Consider the following 14,140-nt stretch of genomic DNA (forward strand, 5'->3'; position numbering starts at 1 on the left):
AATGCAGGATGTTCCCACATTTTGTTTAATCTTTATTTTTAAAGTTTGAATTAATAGTTAGCGATTTCGCGTGCCTTGGCTTCGATGTCATCGGCATTTGGAATCCAATCATTTTCAGCTTGGGCAAATGGGTAAATACTATCTGGTGCAGCTACCCGGCCGATTGGGGCGTCCAAGGACATGATCTTTTCTTCGGCAATGTCGGAAGCTACCACGGCACCGACACCAGCCATCCGTTGGGCTTCTTGAACGACAACAACCTTGTGGGTCTTGTCGATGGAAGCGAAGATGGTATCCGTGTCAATTGGTGACAGTGACCGCAAGTCAATAACTTCGGCAGAGATATTGTCTTTAGCCAAAGCATCGGCAGCTGTCAGAGATTCGTTAACTTCTGCACTGTAGGCCACGATAGTAATGTCGGACCCTTCACGAACAACCTTCGCAGAATCTAGCGGAACCGTGTACTTTTCATCTGGCACTTCATCCTTCATTGAACGATACAGTTTCAGGTTTTCCATGAACAGCACTGGATCATCGCTCTCAACAGCGGAGATGATCAGGCCCTTTGCATCGTATGGGTTAGCTGGTGTAACCACCCGCAGCCCAGGAGTACTGGTGAAGTAGTTTTCCAAGTTATCGGCATGCATTTCGGCGGTATGAGTCCCCCCACCAAATGGTGTCCGAACAGTAACTGGGAAGTTCTTTTGGCCACCAAACCGGTAGTGGTCACGAGCCAATTGTCCAACAATCCCATCCATTGCTTCGAACGTGAAGCCCATGAATTGGATTTCTGGAATTGGCCGCCAGCCGGTCAGTGACAACCCGATTGCCAATCCTAAGATACCGGATTCAGCCAATGGGGTATCGAAGACCCGGTCTTCACCATACTTGTCTTGCAGACCAATCGTGGTCCGGAAGACACCACCGTTCTTACCAACATCTTCACCGAAGATCAAAGTCTTGGGATCGTCATTTAAGACTTGATCCAGACCAGAAGTGATCGCTTTAATATACGTCATTTTAGCCATGATTACTTCGACTCCTTTGCTTCGAATTCTGCAATTTGCTTCTTAACCGCTGGAGTAGGAACATTGTAAGTCCACTTCAGGAAGTCGGAAACCTTTTGTGCTGGTGCTGCTTCTGCTTCCTTCATTGCTTGCTTAAATTCGTCTTTGTATTCGTCGACTAATTTGTCTTCTTGATCTTGTGACCAAACACCCTTGTCCGTTAAGACTTTCCGCATCCGAATCAATGGATCGGCATCGAACCAAGGCTTTTCTTCTTCCTTCGTCCGGTAACGTGACGGATCATCCCCGGCAGAGGAGTGTGCACCATAACGGTAAGTTAACGTTTCGATAACCACTGGACCATTCCCAGCAGCAGCAAATTCACGAGCAGCTTTTGAAACTTCGTGAACAGCCACGATATCCATCCCATCAACTTGGACAGAAGGAACACCCATGGCAACCGCTTTTTGAGCTAAGGTTTCAGCACCAGTTTGCTTGTAACGTGGTACGGAGATTGCCCAACCGTTGTTTTGAACAAAGAATACGGCTGGAGCTTGGAAGGCACTGGTAAAGTTAACCCCTTCATACCAGTCCCCTTGTGACGTCCCACCATCACCGGTGTAGACGAAGGCAACCCGGTCTTCGTCACCGTTCTTCTTGATCCCCAAAGCTACGCCGGCAGTTTCTACGTATTGAGCACCAATAATAATTTGTGGGAAGAGCATGTTAGGATTTTCGTGTTGGTTCCCCTGAACATGACCTTTGGACCATAAGAAACCTTTTGCAACGGTAGTCCCGTGTTGAATCATTTGTGGTAAATCACGGTATGCAGGTAATAGGAAGTCTTGTTGCTTGAATGCAGTAACACTCCCCATTTCACTAGCTTCCTCACCGGCAGTTGGAGCATAAAATCCGAGGCGACCCTGACGGGAGAAGTTCATTGTTTGTTCGTGTAACGTACGCTCCCAAACCATTTTCTTCATGAAGTCAACAAGTTGGTCATCTGAATATTTCGCCAACGTGTCTGGATCAACAACCTTCCCTTCCCGGTCAATGACTTGCACCGGGTGCTTATATGGGTCGGCCATCGTAGCTTTGATTTTGGCAAAGTCTACAATCTGTTTGCTTCCATTAGCCATAAGTAACACTTTCCTTTCACTTGATATGAAATTGTTAACATAGAGTGAGTTAACGTTGCGTTTCCTGACTACACCCCTAAAGTACCATTTTTTCACAACCGTTGCAAGCCCTTTCATTGACGTAAATAAAGGTTTGACGCGAAATCATTGATAACGCTTGTGATTATCAGCTTTCGCTATTTTTAATGTATGGAAATCGTTTTCTTTCATTTCATTTTGACTGCCTGATATGTTAAAATGGAAATTAGTTATGAATAAATTGCGGAGGTAATGCTCTTGTTTCTCATGAAAGATATTGTCAGAGATGGCGATCCCGTACTGCGTAAGGAAGCGGCAGAAGTCACTTTCCCCCTGTCAGAAGAGGATCAGCAACTCGCTAAGGACTTAATGGAATACCTGGTCGTTTCCCAAGACCCAGAACAATGTAAGAAGTATGGTTTACGTGCCGGCGTTGGGCTGGCCGCTCCCCAAGTGGGTGTTTCCAAGAAGATGGCCTCCGTACTGGTTCCACCAGCAGAAGAAAACGGTAAGTCACCGTTCACAGACGTCATCATCAATCCCGTCATCGTCTCTGAATCCGTTCAGCTCGGGGCATTGACCGAGGGTGAAGGTTGCCTCTCCGTCGACAAGGACGTGCCCGGTTTCGTGCCACGTCACGACCGAATCACGCTGCGTTACTACGACGTTAACGGTGAAAAGCACCAACTGCGTTTGAAGAACTACCCCGCCATCGTGTGCCAACACGAGATTGATCACTTACACGGGACGTTATTCTACGACCACATTGACAAGGACCAACCATTCAGTCGCGCTGAAGATACCATCATGATTGAGTAGTTGTTTGAAAAAAGGCGTCTTGGTTTTCACAATTATTTTGCGAAAACCAAGACGCCTTTTAATTTAAGTTTCTTTTAGTTCGGTCACTCACTTAACACTTGGGTCACCCAACTTCTTCAAATCCTTCATATATTCTACGGTGGACTCATTCATCAAGTATGCCACATCCAAATGCAGCTCGCCCGTGTAAACCCAGATGTCACTGACAACGAAGGCCGAACCACTGACGACCGACTTCACCTCGTGATCGGCACAAAAACTAGCCAACGCTTGGTTAAAAGCCGCCTCAAGCTCCGGCAACCGACGCTCGGTATCCAAACCAGCGGGAAAGCTATACTCAAATGACATGACCCCCCGACCCCAGACATCGGCAACCGTTTCGGCAGCCTCAATCTGACATTCGGGTTCCGTCAGAACATCTTCGTTGACCAGGCGTTGGAGGGCCGCCTTGACCGCCACATCCGTCTCATCCTGGGCAGACCGGCGAACAATTCGGGTCGCCCGTTGCACGATGGTCCGGTGAATCATTTCATATATCACGATGGCAATGATAATCCCAATGATGATCTCTACTATTAGTGCCATGGTGTCTCCTCCGTTCACTTTACGTTAGCTTAATCATAGCATGTTTTGTCATCCAGTGGTAATTCTATACAATCGCCTGAAACTATGCTAAAATTGTGCTAATTGTTGTGTAAGCAACCCGCAGTTCGGAAGGACCCATGACCCGCCGTCTTACTGACGAGTTAAATTATTTTGTTAAAGGAGTTTTGTCAGTGATTTATAAAGTTTATTACCAAAACGATAAAAAGCGGAATCCTAAGCGCGAGGATACCCATTCTCTCTATTTGGAAGCGGACACCGAAGTTGAAGCTCGGGCCCAAGTAGAGGCACACACGGAACACAATATCGAATTCATCGAAGCGATGGAAGGCAGTACCCTCGCTTACGAGCAACAGAATCCGAATTACAAGTTAACGGAGTTCAATGAATGAACAAGTTAAACGTCAAAAATAACGAGACCGCTATCTTTGGCGTGGGTGGACTTGGAGAAATCGGGAAGAACACTTACGGTATCCAATTTCAGGACGAAATCATCCTGATCGATGCCGGTATTAAATTTCCTGAAGACGAATTATTAGGGATCGACTATGTCATTCCCGATTACCAATACCTCGTCGAGAACCAGTCTAAGATCAAGGCGCTAGTGATTACCCACGGCCACGAAGATCATATTGGCGGTATCCCGTATTTGTTAAAGGCTTTGAACGTCCCAGTCTACGCTGGTCCCTTAGCCTTAGCATTGATCAAGAACAAGCTCGAAGAACACGGATTACTTAAATCGACTGAGCTACACACAATTGACGATGATACTGTGCTTAAATTTCGGAAGATGAGTGTGACTTTCTTCCGAACGACCCACTCCATCCCCGATACGCTGGGGGTTGCTGTTCACACACCAGTCGGCACGATTGTGGAAACGGGGGACTATAAGTTCGACTTAACTCCCGTTACCAACCAGCCGCCTGATCTTCAAAAGATGGCCAAGCTGGGCTCTGAAGGTGTGCTCTGTCTCATGTCAGACAGTACCAACGCCGAACGCCCCATCTGGACGAAATCTGAAAAATGGGTGGGTAAATCCATTCACAAGATTTTCGACCAAGTTGAAGGCCGGGTCATCTTTGCCACGTTTGCTTCCAACATCTCACGTATCGAGACGGCTTGTGAAGTGGCGTTGGCGCACGGACGGAAAATTGCTGTCTTTGGCCGATCCATGGAAGCGGCCATTGTCAACGGCCGGGAACTGGGTTATTTGAACATCCCTGACGAAGCGTTAGTCGATGCCAACACCATTCGTTCTCTCCCCGCTGAAAAGGTCATGATTCTATGTACCGGTTCGCAAGGTGAACCCATGGCGGCCCTTTCACGGATCGCCAACGGAACCCACCGGCAAATTGCCATTCAACCTGGCGATACTGTTGTCTTCTCCAGTAATCCAATTCCTGGGAACACCATTTCGGTGAACCGGGTCATTAACGAACTGGAAGAAGCCGGCGCTAACGTCATTCACGGTAAGGTCAATAACATTCATACTTCCGGTCACGGTGGTCAAGAAGAACAGAAGCTGATGCTCCGGCTGATGCAACCGAAATTCTTCATGCCAATTCACGGGGAATACCGGATGTTAAAGATCCATACCGAACTGGCTGAACAGTGTGGTGTACCGTTAGATCACAGTTTCATTCTGCAAAACGGGGATGTCTTAGCCTTAACGCAAGACTCTGCCCGGGTTGCGGGTCACTTTACCGCTGGCGATGTTTACATCGACGGTTCCGGTATCGGTGATATTGGTAACGTGGTCTTACGCGATCGCCAACTACTTTCTGAAGAAGGTTTAGTTGTCGTGGTTGCCACCATCGACCTCAAGAATCAAGAAATCAAGGCCGGCCCCGACCTGCTCTCCCGTGGATTCGTCTACATGCGTGAATCCGGTGAGTTGCTAAACGAAGGCCGTCGTCGTGTTTTCCAAACGATTCGTCGGGCCATGCGTAATCCTAAGGCTACCGAAGCCTCAATTAGAAACGCGGTCATTGATGACCTCCAAAACTTCCTATTTGCGAAGACGGAACGTCACCCTATGATCTTGCCAATGTTCATTATGACTAAGTAGATATAAGAAGAAGACGCTGTGATGGCGCCTTTTTTTGTGGGTAAGAGTGCGGAGCAAGGCGGTTAGACTCTGAGCATTAACGTCGCTAAGGTGAAAATCCCGGGCCTGGATTTTTAGCTTAGCGGGGTTAAGCGCAGGAGTCTGCCTTGCGGAGCACGTTTCGGCCATGTTGCAGGAGAGCGAGGCCCCAAATAAATATAACCACAACGCTCCAATCCCGGGCCTGGATTTTTGGCTTGGCGGAGTTAATCGCAGGAACCTGCCTTGCGGAGCACGTTTCGGCCATGTTGCAGGAGAGCGAGGCCCCAAACAAAAATAACCATCTCAGTATATCCCCGCAACAAGAGAGTCAATTCAACACGCCCTCCCAATCTCCCCCTCTAAGACTTGCTTCACCAATCCCCCACATCTCCACTTCCTCACAAAAACCTTATAACTAAGGAAAGTTCCGCCGGAATCACTAGGCAGTTTGGTCGATTTCGTTTATAATAGTGAAGATTAATAATTGAGAGGAGAAGTATGGTGAGTGTCCAGTTCTATATCATCTTAAACGAGCACGCGGGCAGCGGACGTGCAAAGGAACTCTGGCCGGAAATCAAGCAAGCCCTTGATGCCGCCCAGGTTTCTTATCAGCTTGCCATCTCGGAATATGCGAATCATGCGATTCTTTTAAGCGAGCAATTTGCCAAAAAATTACCCGATGAACCCCATCAAAATTGGGTTGTCCTCGCCGTTGGTGGCGATGGCACCCTTCACGAAGCCATTAACGGCCTCACCAAGCTACCACGGACCCACCCCATTCCGGTTGCCTACTTACCGATCGGCTCTGGCAATGACTTTGCCCGGGGTGCTGGCATGGCGCTTAAATGGCAAGACGCCTTCAAACAGATCATTCAGTGTACCCACGCGACCGATTACGACATTGGCAGTTACAACGAGACAATCAAGCAGGAACGGGGTGTGTTCACCAATAACCTGGGGATTGGTTTCGACGCTGCTATCATTTCACAGGCAAACCAGTCCAAAGCCAAGGTGTGGCTCAACAAGCACCATATGGGAAAATTATCTTACCTGGCTTCCGCCCTGGATGTGTACTACAACCAGACGGGCTTCACGCTAACTGTGCACGTGGGCAATCAACGGGATATCTACCCCAATGCCTTCCTGGTCACGACCACCAACCACCCCTACTTCGGCGGTGGCGTGGGTATTGCCCCGAGCGCAACCATTACCGATCACAAATTACATTTGGTCGTCATTGAAAAGCCTAACTTCTTTAAATTGATGTGGTTAGCCCTACGTCTCGTATTTAAGCGTCATTTGACGTCTAAGGCCGTTCACTACTATCAGGCATCAAGTGTCCACCTCACCGTTCCGGCCATCGAATACGGCCAATTAGACGGCGAAGAGATGGGTGGACGATTCTTTGACGTTTACGTGGGTCTCAAGCAGTATCCTTTTTGGTTCGATACGACAATTTAGATCATTAAGTAATTTTGAGTAACCTAAAGAACGTCCCATCGGATTCAGCCTTTGCGCTGCATCTGATGGGACGTTTTTCAGGTGTTTTCAGTAACTATGAAAGCACAAAAAAAGGATGTGATCGTGACCACATCCTCTCGCCATTGGCACTAACCAACGACAGTTTATGATTAATCTTCAGAAGCATCCATTGCTTCCAGAATCATGTCTAGTTGAGCGCACTTATTACTGAGGTAGTTCATTTCCTCACCATACCGCGGTTCAATCTGTACGGTTTCACTAGTACTTTGAACAGTTGCGGATTCCTTTTCTTTCAACGTGGCTAGCTGTGAATTAGCCTGCCGATACTCTTCCAGAATCTCTACCCGATTACTCATCACTACACAACTCCTTTAACAAATTTAGTTTTTGATTCCCGTTTTCTTAAACGACTAAAAGGAATCATACCACTTGCTAAGGGATTTGTTAACGATTATCTTAAAATTTTTCAACGATTTTCATAAACTTTTTTCCTGCAACCGATTACTTCAATGTCCCAGCAAAGGATGGCATGAAGTAACTACTGATCTGTTGGACCTTAACATTTTGACCAGGTTGTGGTGCCGCAACGAATTGATTATTGCCTAAGTAGATTGCATCATGGTAAGTGGACCCCTTCGTACCCCAGAAGAGAATATCGCCAGGCTTGGCTGAAGCGACGGAGTGCGTTGAAACATAGGCTTCTTGCGATACCGTGTTATGTGGTAAGCTGACGCCCATTGCATTCTTGTAAACGTAAGCAACCAAACCAGAACAGTCCATCCCACTGAGTGAAGAGCCACCCCAAACGTAAGGAATGTTGGCTGAGGCTAACTTCAAGGCTAAACCGGTCACGGACCCACTGGTTAAGCCAGCCGTGTTCGTGGTCTTCTTAGTACTGCTGCTAGTTGCCACCGTAGCTGAGGAACTGCTACTCGTTGCCGTGTTGGTGTTGGTTGTTGTAGCTGCCTTAGCAGCCTGCTTCTTAACAGCAGACTGTGTCGTGGTCTTGATCCGTTTCGTCCGAGTCGTGGCCGTTGCGTTTTGACTGCCGGTTTGTGGCTGCGTTTGCGCTTGACTACTACTGCTGGTTACAGTACTGCTACTAGTGCTCGTCGTACTTGGTGTCGTGGCCTGTGAGCTAGATTGCGTCGTGTTAGATGATACGGACTGGCTTGACACAACTGTGGCTCGAGACTGACGCTGCACTGGTTGACTAGAACTGGTCGTGCTTGCTGCCGTCGTTGATGAACTGTTAGACGTTACGGCGCTGTTTGCGCTCGAAGTTGACACACTAGACTTGGAGCTTGCGCTACTTACAACTTGTGACGTCTCCGTCGCATTGGTGTTAACGTGATTATTCTTCACAGCTGAACTGCTAGTTCGTGAAGAACTATTTGCAGCCGGAGTTGACGAGGATTGCTTCGTGGTACTTGGTGTCGTCGTGCTTGAGCTAGCAACCGCTGCACTCTGTTTCTGCTGTTGCTTACTTGCTGCGGCTTGCTGTTGCGCCACGATTTGAGCTTGAACGGCATTGGCCTTTTGCGTCGACTGCCGAGTTGCACTACTTGTTGCGGTCGAGTTGGTTGTGCTCGTGGTAGCGGCGACACTGCCCTTAGGAATCGTTAAGGTCTGCCCCACGCTTAGAACATCACCATCCATGTGATTGGCCTTTTGTAATTGTGCTACGGAAACGTGGTACTGCTGAGCTAAGTCCCACAGCGTATCACCGGATTTAACGGTGTGGCTTTGTTGGGTCTTAGCGGAGCGGACTTGTAATTTCTGACCGACAAAGATCATGTCAGTCTTGCTATCAATCGAATTTTGTTGTTCTAGGTCTTGAATCGAAACGCCCAGTTTTTGTGAAAGTTCCCAAACGGTGTCGCCCTGCTTCACTTGAATACTATCTGCATTAGCGGTGATCGTGGCTCCGGCTGCTAAGGCACCCATGGCGCTGACGACTCCGACAAGTGCTTTGGTGGTTTTTCGTTGTCCTGTACTCATTTTCAACAACACGTCCTTTTATGACTTTTTTTCAACGCAGGTGAACGTGAAAGTCCTGCTACTCAGCAAGCAACTTCCGGTCGTTCATAGTAAATACGAATCACAAATTAATATTACCACACGTTTTGCCAGTTCCTTGTGAAATATTAAGGAAATCATAACGGATTTTTAAGCTTAAACATTTGTTCCCGTTTTTTAATTTATCATTATATTCATGTCATGGAAGCGCTTATTAGTAGGCTTTAAGTGGTTTCGTTAAGCAAACTTCTGTTCTTTAATCTTCAAAATTTACCTGCAACAGTTTCCTTGAACACCTCAAGCAGTTTCGGGGATAAAACTATTTGCAGAATACAAATTGCCACTGGCAACGCTTTCTGTAGGTTACAACTGGCGATTTTTGTTGCGACTTTGTGAAATTCGTTTTTGTACACAAAAAAACGGGAGAAATTCTCCCGTTAGTTAGTAATCCCGCCGTTCTGACGTTCCTTAGTTGAATAGTCCTTGGAAGAACGAGACAACCTGGTGCCAGATTTGAACGAAGAAGTTTTCGGCCTTTTTGGCATCGGCGCTGTTGGCAAAATCTTTCACATTCGCCATTTTGTCACCAATACTATTAGCTAAATTGTTTGCAACGTTAGTCACGTTGTTCACGTAAGTCTTACTGGTTGAGACTGGTGCTTGCTGAACCTTGCTCAAGGCAACCGCAATATTTGTGATCTGCGTTTGGTTAGTCTTGCCATCAATGCCCTGCTTAGCCAAGGCCTTTTCCAACATTTCTTCAATGTCGGCCTTGGTTGCTAGGTCATCCCCGTTTTGCCGTTGCTTAGCTAAGTCGGAAGAAACTGAACCGACCGCTGACATCAGCTTACCAGGATACTTCTTATCACTACTGTTATTATCAATTGCAGGTTGGGTCGCATCCAAAACACCGTTAGCGGCTTGAGTGTTCTCCGAGTTCAGCGTTAAGCCATCCGCTGCCAAGGCCTTGTAGACCCCAGTCAGCGCTGACTCACCCGAGACGGACTTGTCGGCTGTCACGGTAATGATGACATCCTTGACCCCGGCCATTGTCGCAACCATGGCATACTGTTGAGAGGTAACCTCAGTAATATTATTACTACCATTATATTCGGCAATGTTGACCTTTACACCAGTACCCGGATCAGCAGGCGCTAATGCCACGGAACTGATCATGCTGGCATCGGTCGTCCCGGCTGAGTTTAAATACTGGGCGTAATCGCTCCCAGTCGCCGTTAAGGCACTGTAGTTGGATTTAACGCCTAAGGCTGAAGCCACGGCATCCTTATCCTCGCTGGCTAACCCCGCACCATAGACCACGTAGGCTTTGGATAAGGCCTTGGTCTGAACGGTACTCCCGCTGGTGGCGGAGCTACTGCTGTCACTCGTCGCGTCCGTGGTATCCGCGTTAGCATGAACCATGCTCCCGCCAATACCAACTGCCAGAGCAACTGCCGCCAAGCTCAAGATAACTCGCTTTAATTTCATTGTTTGCACTCTCTTTTCACTTGAATTTAACTTCCCCGGTGAACTCAGTATAGCACGAGACCCAACCTGGAAGCCGGATTCAGAGCGACCTTAGAGAATTCTTCAGACTTACGATTATTGCCAGAACCGCCGTGCACCAGCGTATTCAGGGGCAAAGGCGGATTTCGCCATGCTGATCTCTTCAACCTGTCCACCGGGCTTAGGGGCATGCAGAATCTGCCCAGCACCAGCGTACAGACCCACGTGATGAATGGTCCCTGTGCCGTGATCCGTTGCGAAGAAGACCAGATCACCGGCCGTTAATTCCTCAGGTGCCACGGGATAACCGTTGGCAAACTGATCCTGTGCATCACGTGGCACGGGAATCCCCAGTGCTCGGTGCAGGGCGTAAATGAAGCCCGAACAGTCAAAACCGGCTGGGGTTAAGCCCCCCCACAGGTAAGGTGTATCGATAAACTGGCGGCCTAATGCGAGGATTCGATCCCCATCATCCACACCAGTTACGCCGAGTTGCGCAGCCGCTGCTGGAATCTGACCAGTGCCTAGTGGGGTGACCACTTGAATCCACTCGGCATCCTGGCTAGTCGTGGTTAGGATTGTCCCCATCGGCAAGGTCAAGACAGGCTGCTGATCCGTATCCAATAACGTTGTCGTTGGCTGAACCAAGCGAACCGTCGTCGTTGGGTACTCCAGTTCGGCATCGCTAGTCGTCAGTTGGGCCATTGGAATCCAGCCGGGATAGCCCCGCCGTTCCAAACGATTGGCTTGCCGCGTCACAAAGACGTGGGCCCAGTCGCCCTCCTGCCGATCCAAAACGACTCGATCGTTAAACAACGCTTCGGTGACGATACCATTCTTATCTGCCAAACGTTGCCGATCGGCCGGTTGCAAGGCTGCTAACCACGCCGTCAAGTCACCGTCTTGTAAATAGGTCTGATCAGTCTCCGTGGCTACCGTCGGTGCGGACCACACTAATGCCGTGGGAACCTTAATCCGTCGAATCTCCATTAAAACCGCCTCCAGTTTCTTTACCCCAATCTTACCAATAATTCGGTCAACTTACTAGATTGTTCTGCAACTTACGTGATTGTTTCGATAACCAGTGGCTAAAGTGGCACTGATATCGTCCCATAAAAAAAGTCACGCTAGTTGCGGAGGCCTAGCGTGACTGGAGGACGTATTATTATAGTAGAAACTTTTCTTTTACAACAGATCTAGATAGGCTTGAACGACGTTTTCTGCGGTGAAACCAGCCATTTCGACGACGGCCGTGCCGTTACCACTAGCCCCAAAGTGTTCCTGGGTCAGAGCAATGCCATCCAGGCCAACGTAGCGGTACCAACTAGCGCCACTCGCCATTTCAACCGCGACTCTGCGGCGAAGATGCTTGGGAAGCACGCTCTCTTGGTAATCAGCGGATTGCGTACTGAATTTCTCAAAGCTAGGAATTGAAACTACGCGAACATCGTGGCCAATTTCAGCCAACCGTTGCTGTGCATCCACAGCCAACTTGACTTCGGAACCCGAGGCCATCAAGATTCCTTCGGCCTCGTGTTGGGCGTCGGCAACGACGTAGCCCCCACGCTTCACACCGGCGCGAACCTTAGCAGCTGGCTTTGGCAAGGTTGGTAAACCTTGACGGGTCAAGATGATAGCTGTTGGATGATCCGTTGCGGAGATGGCTTGCTCCCAAGCCGCCACCGTTTCGTTCCCATCGGCTGGCCGGTAAACCGTCAGGCCTGGAATGGAACGTAATGCTGCCAACTGCTCAACGGGTTCGTGGGTTGGACCATCTTCCCCAACGGCTAAAGAGTCGTGGGTGAAGACGTAGGTAACGGGTAACTTTTGTAATGCTGCTAACCGAATTGCTGGCTTCATGTAGTCGGAGAAGACGAAGAACGTCGACCCGTAGACGCGTGTTCCCCCGTGCAAAGCAATCCCGTTCATCGCAGCGGCTTCGGCAAATTCACGAACCCCAAACCAAAGATTTTTGCCGGTTGGATTGTCTCGACTAAAACGATCCTCATCGACAACGTTGGTCTTGTTCGAACTGAACAGGTCGGCCGACCCACCCCACAGGTTCGGGCAAGCTGCGCTCAGCCGTTGAAGAATCTCGTGACCACTAGCCCGAGATGCCAGCGCATCCTTCTTGTAATACGTTGGCAGGCTGGCCGTGTAGTCGGCAGGTAAGCTTTGACTAATGCCTTGGGCAAATTGCGCAGCTAACGTCGGTTCAACCGCCGAGTAGCGAGTAACCAAGTTGGACCATTCCTGATGACTAGCCCAACCCCGGGATTTCACCGTGCTTTGGAACCGCTCAGTAACAGTTGCTGGCACCGTGAAGGGATCGTTATCCCAGTTGTAGAATTCCCGGGTAGCAGCCAAATCTTCTGCATTGAGTGGTGCCCCATGAACCTTATTTGTCCCTTGGTGAGGACTGCCGGCCCCAATGACTGTTTTAACTTCGATCAATGTTGGCCCAGACTGATTATCCTTAGCCGTGTTGATGGCAGTATCGATAGCGTCTAAGTCATTGCCATCGGCAACCCGCAGATAGTTCCAACCGTAGCTTTCAAACCGGCCAGCCACGTCATCGTGGCAAGCGTTGGAGAGCGGCCCATCCAAGGACACATCGTTTGAATCGTATAAGACGATTAATTTATTTAATTTTAACTGACCGGCGAGGCTTGCTGACTCAGCAGCGACCCCTTCCATCAGATCTCCATCCCCACAGATGGCGTAAGTATAGTGATCGACCACGTGATATTCGGCACGGTTGTATTCGGCACCCAAGTGCATTTCGGCCATGGCCATCCCCACGGCCATCCCAATTCCTTGTCCCAAGGGACCAGTCGTGGCATCAACTCCTGGCGTGACCCCATGTTCGGGATGCCCGGGTGTCTTACTGCCCACTTGCCGGAAATTCATCAGGTCGGACTTACTCAGCGCAAACCCACTGAGGTACAACAGACTGTAAAGCATTGCTGAACCATGGCCGGCTGATAAGACGAACCGATCGCGGTTGAACCATTGCGGGAAGGATGGGTCAATCCGTAAGTGCCGGGAGAATAAAACGTAAGCCATTGGCGAAACCCCCAAAGGTAAGCCAGGGTGACCGGAGCGGGCCCGCGAAATCATATCCATACTGAGCATCCGAACGGCCGTCACCGCTTGCGTATCAATTTCATCAAAATCTGCTTTTTTTACTGCTTTTTCATTCAACATTTGATAGATAACCTCACTTTTATGTAACCGGACCATTCACGGCTACCATTTTTGATTGGCGCATGCATTCGTTGATTTAATCGATATCGTCAACGGCATCTCCTTGACTTTTCTAACTATACCAATTCAACTAGAATAATGCAACCACTCTTTTAAAAGTTATTCTACCGGCGTTTATAATAAGCCGATAGCTGTATTATCAAATATACCGATTTCGTGATGTTGCAACCGGTTGTCTAAAATACGCAAAA

At 48.8% G+C, this 14,140-nt stretch carries 12 protein-coding genes; 4 read left to right on the forward strand and 8 right to left on the reverse strand.

Annotation, left to right across the window (positions count from 1 at the left end):
- Window positions 1–50 precede the first annotated feature (50 nt).
- Complete coding sequence (locus EKM73_RS00450) at window positions 51–1,028, reverse strand: alpha-ketoacid dehydrogenase subunit beta (RefSeq protein WP_020088775.1); 978 nt, start codon at window positions 1,026–1,028, stop codon at window positions 51–53.
- Window positions 1,029–1,030: 2 nt separating this feature from the next.
- A complete protein-coding gene (gene pdhA, locus EKM73_RS00455) occupies window positions 1,031–2,146 on the reverse strand; it encodes a pyruvate dehydrogenase (acetyl-transferring) E1 component subunit alpha (RefSeq protein ID WP_125700052.1) in 1,116 nt (371 codons plus the stop codon).
- Between the two features lie 276 nt (window positions 2,147–2,422).
- Here pdhA and def point away from each other — a divergent pair, with 276 nt between their 5' ends.
- Entirely contained in the window at window positions 2,423–2,983 is a 561-nt protein-coding gene (gene def, locus EKM73_RS00460; protein WP_020088777.1) for a peptide deformylase, read from the forward strand.
- An 87-nt stretch (window positions 2,984–3,070) separates the two neighbouring features.
- Here def and EKM73_RS00465 read toward each other — a convergent pair whose 3' ends face one another.
- On the reverse strand, window positions 3,071–3,568 hold the full coding sequence (locus EKM73_RS00465) for a hypothetical protein (RefSeq protein WP_125700053.1): 498 nt from the start codon (window positions 3,566–3,568) through the stop codon (window positions 3,071–3,073).
- Window positions 3,569–3,759: 191 nt separating this feature from the next.
- Here EKM73_RS00465 and EKM73_RS00470 point away from each other — a divergent pair, with 191 nt between their 5' ends.
- The 3 genes from EKM73_RS00470 to EKM73_RS00480 all read left to right on the forward strand — a co-directional run bounded on the left by EKM73_RS00470 (window position 3,760) and on the right by EKM73_RS00480 (window position 7,136).
- Entirely contained in the window at window positions 3,760–3,978 is a 219-nt protein-coding gene (locus EKM73_RS00470; protein ID WP_020088779.1) for a DNA-directed RNA polymerase subunit epsilon, read from the forward strand.
- Complete coding sequence (rnjA, locus tag EKM73_RS00475) at window positions 3,975–5,654, forward strand: ribonuclease J1 (RefSeq protein ID WP_125700054.1); 1,680 nt, start codon at window positions 3,975–3,977, stop codon at window positions 5,652–5,654. The genes EKM73_RS00470 and rnjA overlap by 4 nt, the downstream gene beginning before the upstream one ends.
- A gap of 519 nt (window positions 5,655–6,173) precedes the next feature.
- A complete protein-coding gene (locus EKM73_RS00480) occupies window positions 6,174–7,136 on the forward strand; it encodes a diacylglycerol/lipid kinase family protein (RefSeq protein WP_191988602.1) in 963 nt (320 codons plus the stop codon).
- A gap of 170 nt (window positions 7,137–7,306) precedes the next feature.
- Here the strand turns inward: EKM73_RS00480 and EKM73_RS00485 are convergent, their stop codons facing one another.
- The 5 genes from EKM73_RS00485 to tkt all read right to left on the reverse strand — a co-directional run bounded on the left by EKM73_RS00485 (window position 7,307) and on the right by tkt (window position 13,889).
- Complete coding sequence (locus EKM73_RS00485) at window positions 7,307–7,513, reverse strand: hypothetical protein (RefSeq protein WP_125700055.1); 207 nt, start codon at window positions 7,511–7,513, stop codon at window positions 7,307–7,309.
- Window positions 7,514–7,658: 145 nt separating this feature from the next.
- Entirely contained in the window at window positions 7,659–9,158 is a 1,500-nt protein-coding gene (locus EKM73_RS00490; RefSeq protein ID WP_225421231.1) for a LysM peptidoglycan-binding domain-containing C40 family peptidase, read from the reverse strand.
- Window positions 9,159–9,644: 486 nt separating this feature from the next.
- On the reverse strand, window positions 9,645–10,664 hold the full coding sequence (locus tag EKM73_RS00495) for a DUF1002 domain-containing protein (protein ID WP_125700056.1): 1,020 nt from the start codon (window positions 10,662–10,664) through the stop codon (window positions 9,645–9,647).
- Window positions 10,665–10,778: 114 nt separating this feature from the next.
- Complete coding sequence (locus EKM73_RS00500) at window positions 10,779–11,672, reverse strand: C40 family peptidase (protein WP_125700057.1); 894 nt, start codon at window positions 11,670–11,672, stop codon at window positions 10,779–10,781.
- Window positions 11,673–11,867: 195 nt separating this feature from the next.
- Window positions 11,868–13,889, reverse strand: coding sequence for a transketolase (tkt, locus tag EKM73_RS00505; RefSeq protein WP_125700058.1), 2,022 nt, complete (start codon window positions 13,887–13,889; stop codon window positions 11,868–11,870).
- Between the last annotated feature and the right edge of the window lie 251 nt (window positions 13,890–14,140).

Source organism: Levilactobacillus fuyuanensis (assembly GCF_003946395.1).
Lineage (GTDB): Bacteria > Bacillota > Bacilli > Lactobacillales > Lactobacillaceae > Levilactobacillus > Levilactobacillus fuyuanensis.

Bases quoted from the DNA above. Each gene is read 5' to 3' on its own strand.
- EKM73_RS00450 (WP_020088775.1), bottom strand. From the start codon at position 1,028: ATGGCTAAAATGACGTATATTAAAGCGATCACTTCTGGTCTGGATCAA.
- pdhA (WP_125700052.1), bottom strand. From the start codon at position 2,146: ATGGCTAATGGAAGCAAACAGATTGTAGACTTTGCCAAAATCAAAGCT.
- EKM73_RS00465 (WP_125700053.1), bottom strand. From the start codon at position 3,568: ATGGCACTAATAGTAGAGATCATCATTGGGATTATCATTGCCATCGTG.
- rnjA (WP_125700054.1), top strand. From the start codon at position 3,975: ATGAACAAGTTAAACGTCAAAAATAACGAGACCGCTATCTTTGGCGTG.
- EKM73_RS00480 (WP_191988602.1), top strand. From the start codon at position 6,174: ATGGTGAGTGTCCAGTTCTATATCATCTTAAACGAGCACGCGGGCAGC.
- EKM73_RS00485 (WP_125700055.1), bottom strand. From the start codon at position 7,513: ATGAGTAATCGGGTAGAGATTCTGGAAGAGTATCGGCAGGCTAATTCA.
- EKM73_RS00490 (WP_225421231.1), bottom strand. From the start codon at position 9,158: ATGAGTACAGGACAACGAAAAACCACCAAAGCACTTGTCGGAGTCGTC.
- EKM73_RS00495 (WP_125700056.1), bottom strand. From the start codon at position 10,664: ATGAAATTAAAGCGAGTTATCTTGAGCTTGGCGGCAGTTGCTCTGGCA.
- EKM73_RS00500 (WP_125700057.1), bottom strand. From the start codon at position 11,672: ATGGAGATTCGACGGATTAAGGTTCCCACGGCATTAGTGTGGTCCGCA.
- tkt (WP_125700058.1), bottom strand. From the start codon at position 13,889: ATGTTGAATGAAAAAGCAGTAAAAAAAGCAGATTTTGATGAAATTGAT.